This is a genomic window from Anoxybacteroides rupiense (genome assembly GCF_014196195.1).
GTDB classification, from domain to species: Bacteria; Bacillota; Bacilli; order Bacillales; family Anoxybacillaceae; genus Anoxybacteroides; species Anoxybacteroides rupiense.
Window position 1 is genome coordinate 1 of sequence record NZ_JACIDF010000006.1, and the last position, 21,520, is coordinate 21,520.

Annotated in this window: 18 protein-coding genes, 5 pseudogenes and 1 riboswitch; of the genes and pseudogenes, 19 read left to right on the plus strand and 4 right to left on the minus strand. The window is 39.4% G+C overall.

The genetic code is table 11. The annotated features are described in order from the left end of the window. The 19 genes and pseudogenes from GGQ95_RS10930 to GGQ95_RS11025 all read left to right on the plus strand — a co-directional run. Positions 1 to 1,095, plus strand: a 1,095-nt coding sequence (locus GGQ95_RS10930) for an RHS repeat-associated core domain-containing protein (protein WP_280528792.1), incomplete at its 5' end; no start/stop codon positions are given. Positions 1,096 to 1,106: 11 nt separating this feature from the next. Beyond that, a complete protein-coding gene (locus GGQ95_RS10935; RefSeq protein ID WP_159719908.1) occupies positions 1,107 to 1,565 on the plus strand; it encodes a DUF4304 domain-containing protein in 459 nt (152 codons plus the stop codon). Between the two features lie 317 nt (positions 1,566 to 1,882). Further along, positions 1,883 to 3,349 (plus strand): annotated as a pseudogene (locus GGQ95_RS10940) (RHS repeat-associated core domain-containing protein); the annotation flags it as partial. Positions 3,350 to 3,360: 11 nt separating this feature from the next. Then, positions 3,361 to 3,819, plus strand: a complete 459-nt coding sequence (locus GGQ95_RS10945) for a DUF4304 domain-containing protein (RefSeq protein ID WP_159719906.1) — start codon at positions 3,361 to 3,363, stop codon at positions 3,817 to 3,819. A gap of 282 nt (positions 3,820 to 4,101) precedes the next feature. Next, positions 4,102 to 5,598: an RHS repeat domain-containing protein gene (locus tag GGQ95_RS10950; RefSeq protein ID WP_183186763.1), complete on the plus strand. Its 1,497-nt coding sequence runs from the start codon at positions 4,102 to 4,104 to the stop codon at positions 5,596 to 5,598. Continuing rightward, positions 5,599 to 5,838, plus strand: a complete 240-nt coding sequence (locus GGQ95_RS10955) for a hypothetical protein (RefSeq protein ID WP_044743717.1) — start codon at positions 5,599 to 5,601, stop codon at positions 5,836 to 5,838. Positions 5,839 to 6,088: 250 nt separating this feature from the next. Further along, positions 6,089 to 6,334, plus strand: coding sequence for a YxzC family protein (locus GGQ95_RS10960; RefSeq protein WP_044743719.1), 246 nt, complete (start codon positions 6,089 to 6,091; stop codon positions 6,332 to 6,334). 308 nt (positions 6,335 to 6,642) lie between these two features. After that, entirely contained in the window at positions 6,643 to 7,239 is a 597-nt protein-coding gene (locus GGQ95_RS10965; RefSeq protein WP_044743716.1) for a hypothetical protein, read from the plus strand. Between the two features lie 108 nt (positions 7,240 to 7,347). Next, a pseudogene (locus tag GGQ95_RS18335) lies at positions 7,348 to 8,355 on the plus strand (RHS repeat-associated core domain-containing protein); the annotation flags it as partial. 18 nt (positions 8,356 to 8,373) lie between these two features. Then, positions 8,374 to 8,802 carry a YxiG family protein gene (locus tag GGQ95_RS10975; RefSeq protein ID WP_044744209.1) on the plus strand — a complete coding sequence of 143 codons (429 nt, stop codon included), beginning with the start codon at positions 8,374 to 8,376 and terminating at the stop codon, positions 8,800 to 8,802. A 74-nt stretch (positions 8,803 to 8,876) separates the two neighbouring features. Beyond that, positions 8,877 to 9,173 (plus strand): annotated as a pseudogene (locus tag GGQ95_RS18990) (RHS repeat-associated core domain-containing protein); the annotation flags it as partial. A gap of 311 nt (positions 9,174 to 9,484) precedes the next feature. After that, positions 9,485 to 9,718: an Imm32 family immunity protein gene (locus tag GGQ95_RS10985; RefSeq protein ID WP_159719909.1), complete on the plus strand. Its 234-nt coding sequence runs from the start codon at positions 9,485 to 9,487 to the stop codon at positions 9,716 to 9,718. A gap of 470 nt (positions 9,719 to 10,188) precedes the next feature. Beyond that, positions 10,189 to 11,202 (plus strand): annotated as a pseudogene (locus GGQ95_RS18350) (RHS repeat-associated core domain-containing protein); the annotation flags it as partial. Positions 11,203 to 11,434: 232 nt separating this feature from the next. Beyond that, a complete protein-coding gene (locus GGQ95_RS11000) occupies positions 11,435 to 12,160 on the plus strand; it encodes an Imm26 family immunity protein (RefSeq protein ID WP_159719903.1) in 726 nt (241 codons plus the stop codon). Between the two features lie 63 nt (positions 12,161 to 12,223). Beyond that, positions 12,224 to 12,859, plus strand: a pseudogene (locus GGQ95_RS11005) (RHS repeat-associated core domain-containing protein); the annotation flags it as partial. Positions 12,860 to 13,178: 319 nt separating this feature from the next. Beyond that, positions 13,179 to 13,841 carry an Imm26 family immunity protein gene (locus GGQ95_RS11010; protein ID WP_066148744.1) on the plus strand — a complete coding sequence of 221 codons (663 nt, stop codon included), beginning with the start codon at positions 13,179 to 13,181 and terminating at the stop codon, positions 13,839 to 13,841. A gap of 287 nt (positions 13,842 to 14,128) precedes the next feature. Then, positions 14,129 to 14,257, plus strand: a complete 129-nt coding sequence (locus GGQ95_RS18865) for a YxiJ family protein (RefSeq protein WP_159719902.1) — start codon at positions 14,129 to 14,131, stop codon at positions 14,255 to 14,257. A 469-nt stretch (positions 14,258 to 14,726) separates the two neighbouring features. Continuing rightward, the gene (locus GGQ95_RS11020) at positions 14,727 to 15,377 is read left to right on the plus strand and encodes a YiiX/YebB-like N1pC/P60 family cysteine hydrolase (RefSeq protein WP_159719901.1); all 651 of its coding nucleotides are present in this window, start codon (positions 14,727 to 14,729) and stop codon (positions 15,375 to 15,377) included. 107 nt (positions 15,378 to 15,484) lie between these two features. Next, positions 15,485 to 16,549, plus strand: a complete 1,065-nt coding sequence (locus GGQ95_RS11025) for a hypothetical protein (protein WP_183186765.1) — start codon at positions 15,485 to 15,487, stop codon at positions 16,547 to 16,549. Positions 16,550 to 16,744: 195 nt separating this feature from the next. On the opposite strand, the gene GGQ95_RS11030 is transcribed toward GGQ95_RS11025, so the two are convergent. From GGQ95_RS11030 to GGQ95_RS11045, 4 genes are all read right to left on the minus strand, one after another. Next, positions 16,745 to 18,193 (minus strand): flavin monoamine oxidase family protein, encoded by a 1,449-nt coding sequence (locus GGQ95_RS11030; protein ID WP_183186766.1) that lies wholly within the window; start codon positions 18,191 to 18,193, stop codon positions 16,745 to 16,747. A gap of 230 nt (positions 18,194 to 18,423) precedes the next feature. Next, entirely contained in the window at positions 18,424 to 20,070 is a 1,647-nt protein-coding gene (locus GGQ95_RS11035; RefSeq protein WP_183186768.1) for a b(o/a)3-type cytochrome-c oxidase subunit 1, read from the minus strand. Then, positions 20,070 to 20,543 carry a cytochrome c oxidase subunit II gene (locus GGQ95_RS11040; protein WP_183186769.1) on the minus strand — a complete coding sequence of 158 codons (474 nt, stop codon included), beginning with the start codon at positions 20,541 to 20,543 and terminating at the stop codon, positions 20,070 to 20,072. Before GGQ95_RS11040 ends, GGQ95_RS11035 begins: the two co-directional genes overlap by 1 nt. A gap of 22 nt (positions 20,544 to 20,565) precedes the next feature. Further along, entirely contained in the window at positions 20,566 to 20,691 is a 126-nt protein-coding gene (locus tag GGQ95_RS11045) for a cytochrome c oxidase subunit 2A (protein WP_159719898.1), read from the minus strand. 624 nt (positions 20,692 to 21,315) lie between these two features. Further along, positions 21,316 to 21,417: riboswitch (purine riboswitch) on the plus strand. Positions 21,418 to 21,520: the final 103 nt, after the last annotated feature.

Here is a 21,520-nt window from a genome sequence, read left to right on the forward strand (position 1 = left end):
TTGGTTCGTTTCGGTGATGAAATGATCATGTATGACGCGAACGGCAACCGGGTCGAAGACGGTGAGTACCAATATGAATGGAACGAAGCCGATCAGCTTGTCGCTATCACTCGAAAAGGCGAAAGCGCGCCGTTTGTGACGTACCAATATGATGAAGATGGCCGCCGCATTCAAAAGAACGTCAATGGCGTGGTGACGAACTACCACTACCAAGGCGACAGCCTCAACGTCTTATATGAAACCGACGCAAGCGGAACTGTGGTACAATCGTATGTATACGGAGAAAACGGCCAGCTGTTGGCGATGAAAAAGGGCAATGTCACCTACTTCTACCACTACAACGCGCATGGCGATGTCATCGCCTTAACCGATGCGCAAGGAAACGTAGTGGCCCGTTACGAGTACGACACATGGGGCCAACTTCTTTCCCAATCGGGTGAGATGGCAGACGAAAACCCATATCGTTATGCCGGATACCAGTATGACCAAGAAACAGGTTTATATTACCTGATCGCCCGATACTACCACCCAACTCATGGCGTGTTCTTGTCCATGGACCCTGATCCAGGAGATTCGGACGATATCTTGACGCAGAACGGCTACACATATGCGAACAACAACCCGGTGATGTTGGTCGATCCCGATGGGCATTTTGTGTGGATGGCGATTAATGCGGGATTTGCGGCGTATGATGGGTATAAGGCGTATAAAACTGGCCGGGGATGGAAATACGTAGCTAAAAAAACAGCCCTTGGTGCGATTGGTGGAGGAAAGTTTAAACTTGTTAGAGGCGCAGGGAAGTATATTGTTAAGGTTGGAAGGCAGTACACAAAATCTAATTTCAAACTTGGTCGACAGATGCATAAAAAATATATGGCTCATTTGCATGATCCAAAGAAAGGACGGATTAAAGAATATAATAGGATACAAGGAGTTCGTCCAGATTTTGTGGACTTCAATACGAGAACGATCTATGAATTAAAACCGTATAATCCTAGAGCCATCGCTCAAGGAAAGCGGCAGTTAAAAAAATATAAGCGAATATTTGAACAAAAACGTGGAGGAAAATGGAAAACAGTCTTGCATGTTTATTAAGGGGTGATAGAATGGATAAATCCGAATTTGTAAAATATTTAGATGAGTTGTTTAAAGCCCATTCTTTTAAAAAGAAAGGGAATCGGTGGAGTTTTAGTAATGATGAGATTATAAAAGTAATAGAATTATTAAAATCAAGATATGGTAATTTTTACTATATTTATTATGGATTTATTATAAAAAACCTTGAGCTTGATGGTTGTAAGGAGCATGTTTCCCATGGGCTTGGTTCCTTGGATGAGAAAGAAAATGCAAGAATCAAGGAATTATTAGATTTTGAGATTTCTATCCCTGACGAAGATCGAAAGAACGAACTGAAAAAGTTTATTGAAAGGGAAATATTTGGAATGTTCGACAAGATTCATACGGAAAAAGATCTGTTAATGGAACTAAAGAAACGCGATCATTTAAATGATATTCCATTAATCGTGAAAAAATATTTTGGATTAGAAGATGTTGATGAATGTTAAGAGTTTTGAATTTCGAATGAGAATGAAGTAACAGGTATATGTAAGTATGCCAACCTTAGGAGAGTCTGTATTTCTCTTAAGGTTTTTCTCTTTTTCAAGAAAAGTTTGACCCAATTGGGCTTATGGAAGGAAATCTACGAGTGGCAACCAATCGTATTTTGATTGAAAATGAAATTTAGAAAAAGACGAAAAGCATTTATCCGATAACCTCGGATAAATGGAAGAAATTCCAATTCTCACATAGTTCCTTTAGCCAAACCGACACCTATCAATACAACGCGTTGGATCAAAATACGGTTGTTCAAGATGGAACGTATACGTACCGTTTGGATTATGACGAAAGAGGCCATGTTCGCACGTTTACCACCGGAAATGAAGCGGGTGCCACCTTTACGTATGACGACCGCGGCTTGGTGAACAGTCTGGTGGTGGGAACGGCGAACGGAACCGAGTTATTGGCGGAAACGTACCGTTACGACGAAAACGGCAACCGAACCCGCATCGAAACGTCGAACGGGGACGTCACGGTGTACAGCTATGATGAGTTCGATCAGTTGAAGACCGAACAACGTCCAGATGGAACGACGATCGAGTATACGTACGATGGATTCGGGAACCGGACGAAAGTCGTGAAAACGAAAGACGGATCATCGACGACGACGACGGCCGATTATAATGCGGCGAATCAATTGGTTCGTTTCGGCGATGAAACGATCACGTATGACGCGAACGGCAACCGGGTCGAAGACAGCCAGTATCGATATGAATGGAACGAAGCCGATCAATTGGTTTCCGTTACAAGAAAAGGCGAAAGCACGCCGTTTGTGACCTACCAATATGATGAAGACGGCCGCCGCATTCAAAAGAACGTCAATGGCGTGGTAACGAACTACCACTACCAAGGCGACAGCCTCAACGTCTTGTATGAAACCGACGCGAGCGGAAATGTGGTACAATCGTATATATACGGAGAAAACGGCCAGCTGTTGGCGATGAAAAAAGGCGGGGCGACGTATTTCTACCACTACAACGCCCATGGCGATGTCATCGCCTTAACCGATGCGCAAGGAAATGTGGTCGCTCGTTACGAGTACGACACATGGGGCCAGCTTCTTTCCCAATCGGGTGAGATGGCAGACGAAAACCCATATCGTTATGCCGGATACCAGTATGACCAAGAAACAGGTTTATATTACCTGATCGCCCGATACTACCACCCAACTCATGGCGTGTTCTTGTCCATGGACCCTGATCCGGGAGATTCGGACGATATCCTAACCCAAAACGGCTACACATATGCGAACAACAATCCGGTGATGTTGGTCGATCCGGATGGGCATTTTGTGTGGATGGCCATCAATGCAGGATTTGCGGCGTATGATGGGTATAAGGCGTATAAATCAGGAAAAGGATGGATGTATGTCGCCAAAAAAACGGCTCTTGGCGCGGTTGGTGGGAGAAAGCTTAAACTTGTTAGAGGTGCAGGGAAGTATATTGTTAAGGTTGGAAGGCAGTACACAAAATCTAATTTCCAACTTGGTCGACAGATGCATAAAAAATATATGGCTCATTTGCATGATGAATTAAAAGGGAGAATTAAAGAATATAAAGGGATAAAAGGTATTCGTCCAGATTTTGTGGATTTCAATACGAGAACGATCTATGAATTAAAACCGTATAATCCTAGAGCCATTGCTCGAGGGAAGCGACAGTTAAAAAAATACAAGCGAATGTTTGAACAAGAACGTGGAGGAAAATGGAAAACAATTTTGCATGTTTATTAAGGGGTGATAGAATGGATAAATCCGAATTTGTAAAATATTTAGATGAGTTGTTTAAAGCCCACTCTTTTAAAAAGAAGGGAACCCAGTGGAGCTTTAGCAATGACGAGATTATAAAAATAATTAAATTATCAAAATCAAATTATGGTAATTATTATCATATTGATTATGGGTTTATTATAAAAAACCTTGAGCTAGGCCGCCTTGTGATGCATATTTATCATAGACTAAGTTCCTTGGATCAGGGAGAAAGTATAAGAATTAAGGAGCTATTAGATTTTGAGATTTCTATCCCTGACGAAGATCGAAAGAACGAACTGAAAAAGTTTATTGAAAGAGAAATATTTGGAATGTTCGACAAGATTCATACGGAAAAAGATCTGTTAATGGAACTAAAGAAACGTGATTATTTAAATGATATTCCATTACGAGTGAAAAAATATTTTGGATTAGAAGATGCCGATGAATGTTAAGATTTTTGAGTTTTGAATTAGAATGAAGTAATAGGTATCTATTAAGTATGCCAACCTTAGGAGAGTCTATATCTCTCTTAAGGTTTTTCTCTTTTTCAAGAAAAGTTTGACCCAATTGGGCTTATGGAAGGAAATCTACGAGTGGCAACCAATCGTATTTTGATTGAAAATGAAATTTAGAAAAAGACGAAAAGCATTTATCCGATAACCTCGGATAAATGGAAGAAATTCCAATTCTCACATAGTTCCTTTAGCCAAACCGACACCTACCAATACAACGCGTTGGATCAAAATACGGTTGTTCAAGATGGAACGTATACGTACCGTTTGGATTATGACGAAAGAGGCCATGTTCGCACGTTTACCACCGGAAATGAAGCGGGTGCCACCTTTACGTATGACGACCGCGGCTTGGTGAACAGTCTGGTGGTGGGAACGGCGAACGGAACTGAGTTATTGGCGGAAACGTACCGTTACGACGAAAACGGCAACCGAATCCGCATCGAAACGTCGAACGGGGACGTCACGGTGTACAGCTATGATGAGCTCGATCAGTTGAAGATCGAACAATGGCCGGATGGAACGACGATCGAGTATACGTACGATGGATTCGGGAACCGGACGAAAATCGTGAAAACGAAAGACGGATCATCGATGACGACGACGGCCGATTATAATGCGGCGAATCAATTGGTTCGTTTCGGCGATGAAACGATCACGTATGACGCGAACGGCAACCGATTAGAAGACGGCCAGTATCGATATGAATGGAACGAAGCCGATCAATTGGTTTCCGTTACAAGAAAAGGCGAAAGCACGCCGTTTGTCACCTACCAATATGACGACGACGGCCGCCGCATTCAAAAGAACGTGAATGGCGTGGTGACGAACTACTACTACCAAGGCGACAGCCTCAACGTTCTCTACGAAACCGATGCAAGCAGAAATGTGGTACAATCATATGTATACGGAGAAAACGGCCAGCTGTTGGCGATGAAAAAAGGCGGGGCGACGTACTTCTACCACTACAACGCCCATGGCGATGTCATCGCGTTAACCGATGCGCAAGGAAACGTAGTGGCTCGTTACGAGTACGACACATGGGGTCAGCTTCTTTCAAAATCCGGTGAGATGGCAGCCGAAAACCCATATCGTTATGCCGGATACCAGTATGACCAAGAAACAGGTTTATATTACCTGATCGCCCGATACTACCACCCAACTCATGGCGTGTTCTTGTCCATGGACCCTGATCCGGGAGATTCGGATGATATCTTGACGCAGAACGGCTATACGTACGCGAATAACAACCCGGTGATGCTGGTCGATCCGGATGGGCATTTTGTGTGGATGGCGATTAATGCGGGATTTGCGGCGTATGATGGGTATAAGGCCTTTAAAAAAGGTGGTTGGAAAGCAGCAGCGATTGCAGTAGGCGTAGGGCTTGTTGGAGGTGCTGCGTTTAAAGGAGCTAAAATTGCGTATAGGGCATATAAAGCTAGACGGGCTCTAAATTTTGCTAAAGTTACTAGAAAGGCTGTAGCTGGAAAAATAACAGGATATACTAAACATGGTTTAGCACAGGCTATGCAAAGAGATGGTGGTAGAGGAGTGGCTCCTAAAGCTATTCTAGATGCAACTAGAACCCCAAAGAAAGTGGTTCAACAGTCAGGAGGAAGAACGAAATATGTGGGTAAGAATGCGGTTGTAGTTCTAAATAAGAACGGAAAAATAATTACTACTTACGCAAAGGGCTCAAAAGGTATAAGGAGGAAGTAAATGTTAAAGCTAAGCGCAGATATGTTACTTTTATTAAGAGAATGCTTGGAATCCCGTAGACCCGACCTTCTGTGGGTTTTAAATAATGAAATTAATATAAATGAAACCTTAGGTAACGAATTGAGAGATATTGTAAATGAAGAGTTTTTGGAAAAAGGATTAAATAATGATGATGAACCAAATGAGCTGGGGATAAAATTAGAGAGATTAATAGACGAAATTGGAAGGTGTTTTATGTAAGTATGTCTGTTTAAAAGGTGAGATTTCCCAGATTTACGATTTATAATCGTGAATTAATCCTTAGAAGACAAATTCTCTTGAAGTTTTTCGATTAGAGTAATAGGTATGTGTCGAAAGAGAATGTGGCATGGGACTTTGAATCATAATGGTAGAATTATACAGGTTAGACCTGATACTAAATTTACTGGTGGTGCCAAGGTTCACTATCGTTTTGATAGGAATGGGAACTATATTGGAAAGTGGTGAAAAAATGAGACAACCAACAAAAGAGGAAGTGGTTGATAAACTAAAAATGATTTTACAAGGAAAGCTAACAAGAGAAGAAGCAGCAGATTGGGCTTCAGAATATGTCATGCAGGATGAGCCAAATATATCAGATGAAACTGTTTGGGAACTTTTACAAATTGTTTCCGGAGTTGATTTAAAAGATGGTCCGGATGAATACCTACATGTAGAACAAGACGTTATGGATTGGATAACCAAGTATAGCGATTAAAAATATTAAAAAAACCTTGATTGGTTATGTGCCTTTCAAGGTTTTTCAATTTCAAGCCTAACAGATCTATCAAAGAGATGAAGGTGTTTATAATCGAGGAACTGATGAGGGGAACTACATTTTATTAGAAATTTAAGAAAGAATGGTTGGAGTTTTGAGAGAAAGGGAAGTATATTTAGGTTAACTAAAAATGGAGCTGCATACATTGTGCGTGCCAAGGACAAAAACTGGCATGGATGGACGGCAGAGTATTTTCCAAAAGGACATAAAGGCGCCGCACCTTTAAAAATTCGGTTAGGTGATAAAGAATGAACTTGAAAGAACTATTTATTAAAGCCGAAAAAGAGTATTTAGAGATAAAAGAAATTTTAAGTACAACATTTCAGCTTCAATGTGAATTGCCAGATCAAGTATTCCAAAGGGGGTATGGTAGTTTTCTTTTTGGGAAATATAACTATTTATTTAAAGAAGAGTTTTGGAATAGCATTCAAGAGTTGTCTAAAATATCAGGCGATTCATATGTCCTATTAGCAGAACTGGAAAATTATTATAACGAAAAAATGGGATGGTATGAATGTGTTAAAATTCCAGTTGAACTCACTTATGAACATTATTTAGACATTTTCAACACGGAAGAAAGCGATAATGGAAAATTTGGTTTGGTTCATTATGGTTTTTATTTCGTTTTTACTTCGCCGTCTTTGCAATGGGGAATCTGGGCGGAAAGAGATATTGAAACTTATGTGTTTTCGTGCAAAGAAAATTTTAAATCTAAACTTGCTGAAATTCGATTGCCAGGCGCTTTTCAGCTAAAAGAGGTTACCAATCATATTAATTCAGTCTATTATGACGAGGAGGAGGCTAAAAAGTTTTGCGAGAAGTTATTAAGGAACTACAAAAATTAGGAATTTGTAGCTAATACCATTTCAAAACTTAAAGGGTGAAGACAATTTTTGAAAAGCAGGAGAAATTCTATTCTCTTGCTTTTCTATTTTAATTACGGTGCCAGACATGTGCCGGGAAAAGGCGAAAGCACGCCGTTTGTGACCTACCAATATGATGAAGATGGCCGCCGCATTCAAAAGAACGTGAATGGCGTCGTGACGAACTACCACTACCAAGGCGACAGCCTCAACGTCTTATATGAAACCGACGCGAGCGGAACTGTGGTACAATCATATGTATACGGAGAAAACGGCCAACTGTTGGCGATGAAAAAAGGCGGGGCGACGTACTTCTACCACTACAACGCCCATGGCGATGTCATCGCCTTAACCGATGCGCAAGGAAATGTGGTGGCCCGTTACGAGTACGACACATGGGGCCAAATTCGTTCTCAAACGGATGCCCTAGCAACCGAAAACCCGTATCGCTATGCGGGATACCAATATGATGAAGAGACGGGACTCTACTACTTGATCGCCCGTTATTACCACCCAACCCATGGCGTGTTCTTGTCCATGGACCCTGATCCGGGAGATTCGGACGATATCCTCACACAAAACGGCTATACGTACGCGAACAACAATCCGGTGATGATGGTCGATCCGGATGGGCATTTTGTGTGGATGGCGATTAATGCGGGATTTGCGGCGTATGATGGGTATAAAGCCTTTAAAAAAGGCGGTTGGAAAGCAGCGGCGATTGCCGTTGGCGTGGGACTGGTTGGTGGTGCGGCGTTTAAAGGAGCCAAAATTGCGTATAGAGCATATAAAGCAGGTAAATTTTCAAAAACTTATAGGCTAGCGAAAAAAGTATCAAAAACATTTGGCGGAACTTTAGGAAGAACTAAAGGCGATGGATGGAAGGTAACTATTCCGGATGGTAGAAAACCTCTAGTTGTAAGAGTTATGAATAAAGGTGGAGTACGTAATAAACCGTACTTTAGAATAAGTAAAGATGGTCGAGGTTCTTTGACGTTAAATGGTGAGTGGTCTAGTCGTAGGGAACTCACACATATTACCGTATCGAGAAGATCCTATAAACAAATTGTGAGAGCGATTAATAAATACAGAGGATAGATGGGGTGAGTAATTAGTATGAGCTCGGAAAAATTAGTTACTTTACTAAATGAAATGTGGGCTAGCATAGTCGAAAGTTTTCATATTGATATTTTATACCATACGATTAGTCTAAAAGTTAAAGTAAGTGATACTAAGGGACATTATCAGATTATATTTAAGGGTGTTTCTTCTTTTTATTTCATAGAAAACTCTGGAGAATTCCGCCTAAATCCTATCGATCCAGAAGATGGGGATTACACTGAACTAACTTCAATTGATTATTATCAAAATGGAATAGGTAAAATTCATATTAGTTCAGCAAAAGAAATTTGGGTTGGTGAATATTTTTCTTCAGCTAATTTTGTACTTGAGTTTTGGGAGGCGTTATTATTTATCGAAGCAAAAAGTATAGTGATTAACGAGGAGGAGTTTCTAGTAGATTATCCACTTAAAGAGCAAAGTTAAAAACTTCTAAATTAATATTACAGAAATGGCTGTCCCATGTAGTATGAGGCAGCCATTTATTAATTAATATACGACAGACGGATCCCTATTACTTGATCGCCCGTTATTACCACCCAACCCATGGCGTGTTCTTGTCCATGGACCCTGATCCAGGAGATTCGGATGATATCTTGACGCAGAACGGCTATACGTACGCGAATAACAATCCGGTGATGATGGTCGATCCGGATGGGCATTTTGTGTGGATGGCGATTAATGCGGGATTTGCGGCGTATGATGGGTATAAAGCCTTTAAAAAAGGTGGTTGGAAGGCTGCGGCGATTGCGGTAGGTGTAGGGCTTGTTGGTGGTGCGGCATTTAAAGGTGCCAAAATTGCGTATAGGGTGTATAAAGCTAGGCGGGCTCAAAGGTTTTTAAAAGGATTAGGTAACCCATTTAAAGGGAAAACTTTCAAAGAGATAGAAGACATGTTTATGAAAAAAGGTTTTGAAAAACGAGGTTCAGACCCATTAAATGGTAAGGGCGGATATGTAAATCCTAAAACAGGACGTTCCTACTATCTAGATAAAGGGGGACACTATAAAAAAGGTTATGAGCCTCCACACGTTGATGTCAATAGGTTAAAGGGGAGTAAAAGAAAAAAGAAAAAATACTTTTTAAAATAGCTTTGGAGGTATATAAATTGCAAAAACATCTATTATCCTTTGAATATGACAGTGATGGAGAAAAACTTGAAATCCATGCAAATGAAAAAGGCTTGAGATACTTAAAAGAACAAATTGAAATCCTTTTAGAGCATAAGCAAGAACTTCATTTAATGACACCAAGTTGGGGAGGAGAGGAGCTAACAGAAGAGCAGCAAGGCAAGGATAATATTTTAATACATCATGTGAAAATCTTTCACTGGGGCGATTAATCGCATCATACCTTGAGAAAGTAAGGTCTTTCTCAAGGTTCTTTTTTATAAAGTGTAGTACCGAATTAATTGATACCGTCAAGAATTTTGTGTAATGCAAGAATAGATGGAGTATCTCTGAAATGGATTTGGAATCAATAGGGGGATGTGTCCCATACCCGTCAAGTTTAGCGTTGTAAATTTTTAAGACCATACTTGTAAATTAGCACATGATTTCAGAATCCTTTTTTAAATTATTTCAGACAGCTTCGGAAATCATGTGCAAATTTTTTGCGGAGTATTTCGGATTTTGTACAGTGTTTCTAAACGTTTTGTACATTTTTTCGGATAATTATTTCTAGTATGCCCGATGAACGGATAAAAAAGGAGAAACACCGAAGGAGCGGATTCAGCCTCTTCGGTGTTAATACCCCATTTCCCTCGCCGCCATGTGCACCGATTTTTTGATTCAGGTGCTAGGCACGTCGAATGATGAGCTCGATCAGTTGAAGACCGAACAACGTCCAGATGGAACGACGATCGAGTATACGTACGATGGATTCGGGAACCGGACGAAAATCGTGAAAACGAAAGACGGATCATCGACGACGACGACGGCCGATTATAATGCGGCGAATCAATTGGTTCGTTTCGGCGATGAAACGATCACGTATGACGCGAACGGCAACCGATTAGAAGACGGCCAGTATCGATATGAATGGAACGAAGCCGATCAATTGGTTTCCGTTACAAGAAAAGGCGAAAGCACGCCGTTTGTGACGTACCAATACGATGAAGACGGCCGCCACATTCAAAAGAATGTCAATGGCGTGGTGACGAACTACCACTACCAAGGCGACAGCCTCAACGTCTTATATGAAACCGACGCAAGCGGAACTGTGGTACAATCGTATGTATACGGAGAAAACGGCCAGCTGTTGGCGATGAAAAAAGGTGGGGCGACGTACTTCTACCACTACAACGCCCATGGCGATGTCATCGCGTTAACGGATGCGCAAGGAAATGTGGTGGCCCGTTACGAGTACGACACATGGGGCCAACTTCTTTCCCAATCGGGTGAAATGGCAACCGAAAACCCATATCGTTATGCCGGATACCAGTATGACCAAGAAACAGGTTTATATTACCTGATCGCCCGTTACTACCACCCAACCCATGGCGTGTTCTTGTCCATGGACCCAGACCCAGGCGATGCGGATGACATTCTGACGCAGAACGGCTATACGTATGCGAACAACAATCCGGTGATGCTGGTCGATCCGGATGGGCATTTCTTCTGGTTTGTAGTTAACGCTGGATTTGCGGCGTACGATGGGTATAAGGCGTATAAATCAGGAAAAGGATGGAAAGGTGTCGCAGTCGCGGCGGCGTTTGGTTTTGTTGGTGGAGGAAGATTCAAAGCGGCAAAACAATCTGTTTATGTCTTAAAGAAAGGAAATGTAGTAAAATATGTCGGAAGAACTAAAAATATTAAGAAGAGAAGATATGTCCATAGTAAAAACCATCCTGATTTAGATTTTGAAGAAGTTGCTAGCAATCTGTCCTAGGGACAAGCGCGTGGATTAGAACACCGTCTATATTTGAAACACGGTGGAAAAAGTAAGCTTAGAAACAAGATAAGACCTATTAGTAAAAGAAATAAAACGTATAGAAAATATATGAGTGAATCTAGAAGGGTTTATAAAGAAGTAGTAAGAAGATATGGATGGTGATTGTATGTCATTCTGGGAAAGCATAAAAAACAAGCAAACAATTATTTTAAGTGATGATGCAATCGATTTGTTAGGTGACACACTATTAGAAATCAAAAAAATTTATGAAGAAAATTTCAAAAGAAAACCAACGGTGGCTGAATTAGAAGCATTGATTATGGAGGCTATGCAACTTGATTCAAATATCGTTGAACAATTGGAGGAAATGGAAATCTCCGATGTAAAATTTAAGTTAAAAAAGAGAAAAAAGATTCCTAATATTGAACCAGGCATTGTGTTTGCAATCCCACTTAGAGAAATTGAAAAATATGCCTATGGTTTAGTAGTAAAAGGAGAAGGTTTAAAGGATGACATTTATATACAATATTTTGATATCTTCACGAATGAAATATTAGATATAAAAAACTTTAGTAATCAATTTGAGGAACTTTCTGTTCTATATACTATTAACAGTGGAATATATGGGATTGTCAATAAAGAATGGATAAATATTGGAAAATTATCTAAAGGGAAATTCAATACGGAAGAATACAAGTTACCTGACTTTGTATTTTATAATGGTAAGCAGTATTTTGTGAGTAGGGGAGATGCAAATACACCAATCGTAGAATTACAACCTATTTCTAAAGAAGAAGGGGAGAAAATCAAAAATCCAATTGGTCTGATTGGAAGTAATAATATTACGGAAATGCTTGTTAAAGCTTACTATGAGAAACAAGGTCAAAAATAAGATATTTAGCTTTTTTAGGGTTATCCCTTTGACTCTAGGGATAGCCTTTTATTATGTAAATTACACAGTAAAGACGGCCGCCGCATTTAAAAGAACGTCAATGGCGTGGTGACAAACTACCACTACCAAGGCGACAGCCTCAACGTCTTATATGAAACCGACGCAAGCGGAAATGTGGTACAATCATATGTATACGGAGAAAACGGCCAGCTGTTGGCGATGAAAAAAGGCGGGGCGACGTACTTCTACCACTACAACGCCCATGGCGATGTCATCGCGTTAACGGATGCGCAAGGAAATGTGGTGGCCCGTTACGAGTACGACACATGGGGCCAACTTCTTTCAAAATCCGGTGAGATGGCAACCGAAAACCCGTATCGCTACGCGGGATACCAATATGATGAAGAGACGGGACTCTACTATCTGATCGCCCGATACTACCACCCGACCCATGGCGTGTTCTTGTCTATGGACCCTGATCCAGGAGATTCGGACGATATCTTGACGCAGAACGGCTACACATATGCGAACAACAACCCGGTGATGCTGGTCGATCCGGATGGGCATTTTGTGTGGATGGCGATTAATGCGGGATTTGCGGCGTATGATGGGTATAAGGCATATAAATCGGGAAAAGGATGGAAAGGTGTCGCGGTCGCGGCGGCGTTTGGTTTTGTTGGTGGAGGGCGAATTAAAGCTGCTAAGCAAGCGTCACATAGTGTTTATTTATTGACTAAGAATAGCAAGGTTGTGTATGTAGGAGAACTAAAAATGTTGTTAGTCGGAGAAGTGCCCATAAACTAGGGAAACATCGAGATGCAACGTTTAGTGTTGTAAAATCGAATCTGACTTATGCAGAAGCTAGAGGATTAGAACATAGATTATATCTGAAATATGGTGGGAAAAAGAAATTGAGAAATGTTATTAGGCCAATAAGCCGTAAGAATAAAAAGTATAAATATTACATGAGTGTATCTAGAAATGCGTACAGATCATTAAAGTAGTTGGGGGGATTAAAATGAAGGAAAAAAAACTGAAGTTACATGAGTTACTTACTTCTAATCTTAACGAAATTAACGATGTTACATTAAAAGAAATTGAGAATAGAATAATGGAGGCTATCAATTTTGACAATAGAAAAATACGTGATCTAACAATAACAGAAGTAAAAATAAAGTTTAAAAAAAACAGGAGCAAATATTTTAAAGAAATCAATCAAGGAGATATTTTTGAAATTTATTTGCGGGACATTAGTAAATATGTGTACGGTATTGTTGTATCGGGGGAAATAAACAAAAATAAGGATGAAGAGATTTTAATTGGTTATTTGAACAAATTCTCTCCCACAGCGCTTCTAATAGATGAAATTTTTCAGTTAGTCAAGCAAAGGAAATTTTTATTCATTGCAAATACAGGAATTAGCGGTATTAGGGAACGTAGGTGGAGATTTGTTACTAATTACTCCGATAAAGTATTTAGTGATGAAGAACTAAGAAAGATACCATATAAAGTCTATTTTTTGGATAAGTATCGTAAGAGCGTCGGGGATAGTGTAAAAGAAATCGCGGAATGTGAAGTGATTTCGAAAGAGGAAGCCGATCAGATTCCTAATCCTCTTGGAATCGCTGGTGAGAAAGCGATTGAAAATTTATTAATTCAAAAATTCCAAGATACTATTTGAACGAGGAAGCAATCTTTTTGCTAAACTCGATGATCCAATTGCAAGGACAGCTTCCAAATATTTCTTAGTGAGAGGTTATCCGAGAATTTCGAGGATAACCTCTTTTTGTTATATCAAAATACGACGAAGACGGCCGCCGCATTTAAAAGAACGTCAATGGCGTGGTGACAAACTACCACTACCAAGGCGACAGCTATAAAGGATTTTTTATGGACTTTTTTCAATTCGGAATTTTCGAATTAAATTAATGCAACGCTAGTGATTAGACTTCTAAGTAGCAAAGAAAATTGTTATATAAAGATTTTTTTGCTTTGTATCCCCATTACGAACCGTTAAGGAACTATTTAAATGAATTCTCCCATTTTTTTGAAGAATTAAAAGTGCTAAAGCTGATGATAAAATTGGTCTTGACATAGCTATTTTTTATTTAAGAATTTAAAGAAATGATACCACCAATAAATACTTATTAAACACAAAAGTAAAACTACTACTGCCCACCAAGATCCTTTAAATAATTCAGATATAAAAAATTCTAATTCGTTTCCCCGAGTTCTATACAGTGGGAAAATGGATAGAAAAACGGATATCAATATCAATGATACTATGTTTAATATTGAAAACCTGACTTTCTTAAAAATCCCATATATAGAAACAAGTATACTTAGAATAATGATACCTACAATTAAAACAAGTAACCAAAATGGTATAGTTGTAAATCCGCTCAAAAAAATCCTCTCCTCTACATATTCAATAATTATATTATAACATATAAAGAAATTTTTGTATTTTATGTTGGATTTTTTAAATTCATTCATTGAAAAAACAGAAAATTTTGATATATTTTGTTATGGTTACCTAATAATTATAAATAAAGGAAGATTAATATTGAAATTGAAGTTAAAGGTATTAATTGCTACTGCAGTGTTATGCTCTAGTCTTTCCACGGTAACCAGCAATACTTTAGCTAATAATAAGGTTACTACAGAACAGCAATTGCAAGCTGAATGGGAAAAGGAAGAAAGAGAAACTCAACAAGCTATCAAAAACTTTCAACCGACTACTGCTGAAAAAAGTAGAAAAAACCTTGAAGCATTGAAAAAAATGGCACCTGAAAAATATGAAGAAGCAACAAAAGTTAACATTCTAGCGAATTCAGGAAAAATGGGAACTGTAGGAGATATTTTAATTACTTATGATAATAAAACATCTGTTTGGGCACATGGACACGCTGCTATTGTTAGAGATAATAATGACTATATTGTAGAAGCGTGGCCGGATGTAGGTGTCCGTGTTTACCAAAATAACTGGGCAAATAGATTCTCTACCAAAAAGAAGTTTTATGTAAAAGACGCATCTTATTCGAAATATGACTCTGCTCAAAAATGGGCTTATTATCAAGTAAGAGATCCTTATAGCCTCACAGCAACAAAAGATAGTGTAGACAAGTTTTATTGCTCACAACTAGTCTGGAAAGCTTGGAACAATACAGGTTATGATTTAGATGCTGATGGTGGCCGAATTGTGACTCCCTGCTGATTTAGAAGAGCATAATTTAACAATAGCATATTAACCATTTTTCAAAAGCAGAACCATTTTTGTTGTTCTGCTTTTGAAAATATAATCATAGAGGAGATAAATTTATTATGAGTCAAAAAGAAAAAAGGACGATAAAAATACTATTAATAATAGTAGCATCAGCTGCATTCATTTGGTTTTTAGGTAATTTACTCTTAGACTTTTTATCTTATAAAAAAAGTAATATTGTAATGAATGAAAATATAGAACTTAAATTAAATGATGGAGAATTGCATTTTATATACTCTCATCCATTCGATGATGGAAGTTATTATTTAAAAACGAAAGACGGCCTTAACTTTGAAAAAGTAAAATTTGACCTAAATGATATATCATATCTTTATAATGACTTTGACAATAATGTTTATTTATTATCGCAACATGCCTTTTCTTATTATAAAATTACAAAAAAAGGAGATGATATCGTTGAAAATAAAATTCCATTTCCTTTAACTTTTATGTTTAAGGATCAAAATCTAGAAGTGTTTGGAATTAATAAAGACATTCAATCTAATACGCTAGATGTTCGTGATTTAAAATATCATAAGAAATACCAAATAGAATATCCCACTTATTTATCTTTAATGAATTATGATGATAAATACATATATTTATCTAATGATGTTATAGATCAGGAAAAATCTGTGATACGAATCATCAGTAGAGAAAATGGAGAAGAAGTTAAAACAATTGAAATATCAAGCACAGCAACTGATTTAGTGTTTTATAAAGATAAAGTGGTTGCTGTAACGGATCATTTTCTACATTTCATAGATAAGAATACTTTTGACGTTATGGACGTTTCTTATCCATTAAGTTCAGCAGTAGGAGAAGGCGATAAAGCAATAAGTATAAATAATAAACTCTATGTTAGCTACAACAATAAAGGGAAAGTTTCAATTCTTACTCTTGATGAAAAATACAAATGGGAAAATACTATTAACTTGGATATTAATTATGGTTCAGGTAAATTTATTGATCATCAATTTTTTGTATTAGAACAATACGAGCTATCAGAAGATGCTGGTGGCAAATTAAGTGTTTACGACATCACTGAAGATAAAGTTACATCCATTTTTTTACCGAAACAAGATCGTAAAGTTCAAGATTTTGTCCTGACTAAAAATAATTAAATAGGCAGGAATGAATCCATTCTTTGCAGGGCAATATCATACCCGACACTCCATGTGAAGCGGTGAATATGCAATAAATGGTGTCTATCCTTAATTCCCACTAACAATTTTTTCTTTCAAGTCCCCGAAAACCTTTCTAATAGGAATGCTCCCCCACCTACATTTCGCTTAGAGGTGGGAGACTCCTTTAAGAGATTATGGCAGATGGTTTACTTCAAGTGCCACGCGGATTCCTGATTTAATCGCTGTTTGGATCCATCCGTGCGGGACATCCGTGTGCTCGCCGGCAAAATACATTCTTCCTTCTGGAGAAGCGATATGTGGCGAAAGCTCTGTTTCTTGCCATGGTTTATATAATGTAAAACATCCGCTGGAATAAGGATATTTCCCCCAATTGTGCGAGATCCCTATCACAAAATGATCGAAAATAGACTGATCATAAATAATCGATAAGGTGTCCAAAGCCTTTCTAATTTGCTCATCTTCGGTTAGGCTTTCCCATGGTAACGCATCATCTTCCCATGTATAGCTAGCTAGCATGACTCCATGTCCTTCTGAGTCGAAATCATGACTTGGAAAATAGGAAAAGCGAGTAGGAAGATCAGTAATGACTCTTCCGCCGTACATTCCTTCCTTTTCCCAGAAACGTTGGCTGAATTGTAAGCCTATTTTGGCCGAAGTAACATAATGAAGCTCGCGAATCGCCTTTCGTTTTTCGTGAGAAACAGAATCGTATGGTTCCATCTGAACAAACTGTAAGGTGGAGAAGGGAATGGTAATGATTGCAATATCACCAGTGTAGTGGTAAAGAGATTTTGTTTGCGGATGAATACAAGAAATGGTCACATCGTGCTGCGTCTGATAAATTTTGACGACTTGACGATTAAAATGAATGTTCGGATATAGTTCAGACAAAAAAGCGTTCGGCAATAAATCGTTGCCGCCTTTAATTTCATAAAAATGCACATCGTCGTTGAAAAGAAGGGACATTTCTCGTAAAACTTCAACCAAAGAAAATTCTGGGAATCCTTCGATCATATGCATAATTTTGATTAATTCAATGGCTGCGTTTGATAAGAAAAGACCATAAGGGTTTGAACGAAGATAGTCGTCCACTGAAAACTTTTCGAAATACTCAATCACAATAGGCCAATGTTTCTTCGGATTTTGAGAGACAAAACGGAAAATCGGTTCGACCATTTTGGTAATGAGTTGATTGACATTTTTTCCTTTTTCCGAAGGGGAGACAGGATAGTTCAAAATGTCAGGATTGCGTAAATATTGACCGTATGTCGTTTTAATTCCATTTAAGTAAAGGATGTCATGAGGGGATGAATTAATGAATGGCTGCAAAGGCAAATTGAATTTTTTTACATATTCCATCACTAAACGGTGAGAGTTCGGAATTCTCATTGCGCCAACATCTAAATAGAGCCCTTCTGTAAATGGAGCCCTTTTTGTGAAAACTCTTCCGCCCACACGGGTCGATGCTTCGATGATTTGCACATTATGTCCGGCGTGGTTTAGCAGGGAAGCTGCCACAAGTCCGGACATTCCTGCTCCTACAATTAAAATTCTTTTGGGATAACTTGATTTTTCTATTCCGCTTTGGATAATTTGGATCATTTTTTTTTCTGATACCATGCTCGTACGATTCCTCCCGCTCTGTGTTCATCACTACATTTTATTTTGCTAGTGAAGGGATTTATTCTATTTTTAACATGTTTTAACATATTTGCTAAAGAGCTTTCGCTTTTTTAAAAAAATATAGCGGGAGAGTTGAAAAGCAGATGCCATATAAAAAGCCATCCATTCCAGAGCGCTTTGGAATGGACGGCTGAAACGATGTCTTGTCCATCTTAATCGGATCGATGTTACCAAAGTTTATAGCCTTTTGAGCCAGGAGGAGCATTTTGGATCATATCAATGAACGGAATCGTATAAGCGATCAAAATCAAGATGATGGCGATGCCGATCCAAAGCTTCCAGTTTTCGAAAACAAGCGGTGTACGTTCTGCCTGTTCGGCTACTTCGGCGACAGGGAACTCTGTTTCTCCTTTTGGAGCAAAGAAAGCTAAATTGGTGACGATAACAAGCACTAAAATAATACCGATGAACAGAATAGTCCCACCGACGGCTTGGGCAATTTGATACGGAATCCATTCAAGGGCCTGCGGTGAATTCGCATATGTTGAAAATGCCGAACGACGCGGAGCGCCAAGCAATCCAGCAAAATGCATCGCACCGGACATAAAGGACATGCCGACAACCCATACAATTGTTTGGATAATGGCCAAGCGATTCATCGCTCTTGTCATGATGCGGCCGCTTAAATGAGGAATAAGCCAATAGGCTGCTCCAAAAAATGTAAGAACAACGGTAGTAGCCAATGTTAAATGAAAGTGTCCTGTTACCCAAATGGTATTGTGGACAACCTGATCGAGCTGATGCGAAGCATTGACCAATCCGCCAGCTCCTGCAGGAATGAAAAATAACATCCCGACAAACGGAGCGAAAAAGCGGGCGTCCCCCCAAGGAAGCTTGCGCAGCCATCCAAATAAGCCTGCTGCTCCTTTCGAACGGCCGTACATTTCAAAAGTGGCGAACATCGCAAAAGCTGTCATTAATGATGGAATCACGACCATAAATGTTAAGACAACCTGAACGTATTTCCAGAACGGATCAATCCCCGGCTCCATTAATTGGTGGTGGAAGCCGACAGGAATGGAGAAAAGCAAAAATAAGATAAACGATAGCCGAGCCAATGAATCAGAAAACATTTTGCCGCCGATTACTTTCGGAATAATGGCATACCAAACCATATAGGCTGGCAACAGCCAGAAGTAAACGAGAGGGTGACCAAAATACCAAAACAAGGTTCGGCTGACAAGTACGTTGATTTGATCGACGAGTCCAAGAGACCATGGTAATAGTTGAATTAAAACAGTGGCTGCTACTCCAAGCGAACAAATCAACCATAGCACCATGTTGACAACAGCCATAAACGAGAGAAGCGGTCCGACCTGGCCTGGATTCGCTTTTTTCCAGCGAGCATAATGAACAAATAAGACGAATCCGCTGATCCAGCTGCCGACGACAACAAGGGTTAAGCCGAGATAAAAGCCAGGATGCGCCTGCAGCGGGGCATAAAATGTATATAAAACAGAGGCTTCCCCAATTAAGATAAAAAAGGCTGTTACGGCTGTACCGATGGTCATCAGCCAAAAGCCAATCCATCCCCAAAAGCGGTTGCGGTCGGAAAAGGCTCCAGTCGTCCGACTGACAGCGGCGAATTGAAATCCAATAATAAAGAATGTGGTTAAAACAAGACCAAGCAATACGCCGTGAGTGGTTAAAATGGTATAATAGCTAATATTTGCAGGTAAATTAAACTTTCCGGAACGAACTAGCGTCTGTAACAGACCCGCTAAGCCGCCGAGAGCTAGTGCGATAAATGCTATATAAATATGGGCCAGCGCCAATTTAGCGTCGCGGCGATCGACCTTTAACACATCGTTCATTACTTATCCACCACCTTGATTCGGGCTGTCATCATATGATGACCAGCTCCGCAATATTCATTGCACAAAATGGTATATTCGCCGGTTTTGTCAAATGTTTTTGTGAATGAATTCACATATCCGGGCTCTACCATCATATTTATATTGGTCCCTACTACTTCAAAGCCGTGAATGACATCTTTTGTTGTAATATTAATCGTCACTTTTGCTCCTTTTGGAATTTCAACCTGAGCCGGCGTATAAGCGAATGCTGATGCCACCATGTTGAGCTGATATTCATTATTTCCTGTTTTGGCTAATCCCGGTTTATCAAATGGGGGCGTTTGATCCACTTTCTCTGGATCGATGGTTGTCAAACAGCTTGGCGGCTGGTTTCCTTTAGCGAATGCGCTTACGCCAAGGACGGTTAAAAACACGAATAAGCAGCCAATACCAAAAATCAGCCAAATTTTTTCATATTTGTGTATGTGCATGCCGTCCATTCTCCCCTTTCCCTTAAAGACGTTCTAAAAATAGAAAATAAACACTGACCCATGTGAAGATAAGGAAAAAACCTAGCAAAAACACAGCAGCCAGCGTTCCTTTTAAATGGCTGTCTTCTGTCGCTTTTCCTTTTGTCATCCTCCCATACCTCCTTTCCGCTGTATCCCCCAACAAGTGATTACACCTTCATAATACAAAACAAATGGTCATTTGGTAGGGGGTTTTTGTCATTTCACAAATTGTTCATTCCTTACTTTAGCACTATTGAAATAGTAAGAAATTAATAGATCACCCTTTTTGAGCAAAATCGTTCATAGGAAATATGGCGATATTGTGAACATAGGTTTTCCAGCTGACCTATCATAGATGAACAGTGTTTGTAAAAAATGCACAGTCCGAAGAGTCTTGTGCCTTGCTTTTTCATTACACAGCTATGAGGCAAAAGTCGCGACGATGGAGCTTGCAGATCCTGTAAAGCAGCTCGACTGCCTTCCTTTGTTTTAGGGAAATGGACCGGGTTTTCTCTTGTTCATATGTCAAGTTAAAAGATAAAACGAATGATCTCTGGAAAATCAATGAACGGAGGCGAATCTGTCCCTTGTTTTGGCGCGTTTTTGTATAGGAAAGGAGAGGAATGAATGATAGAAAAGGCCGAGGCAGTGAATGGAATTAGACGAATAATTCATCTTGTTTTTGTTAAAATGTTCGCTTCTCTCTTGCGATCTCTTTTCAAACAAGGGAAATCATGCTATACTGCTAATAACTTGATATCGCTGACTCACTCATATAATAGCAGGGATATGGCCTGCTAGTTTCTACCGATCAACCGTAAATTGATCGACTATGAGTGGCAATGTCAGAAACGGACGGATGGAATAAATGAAGGCCTTCATTTTGCCGCATGACCCCATCCTTTGTTTTCTATTGGCTTAAAAGACATTGCCTTACTCATACAAAGAGTGGGGGC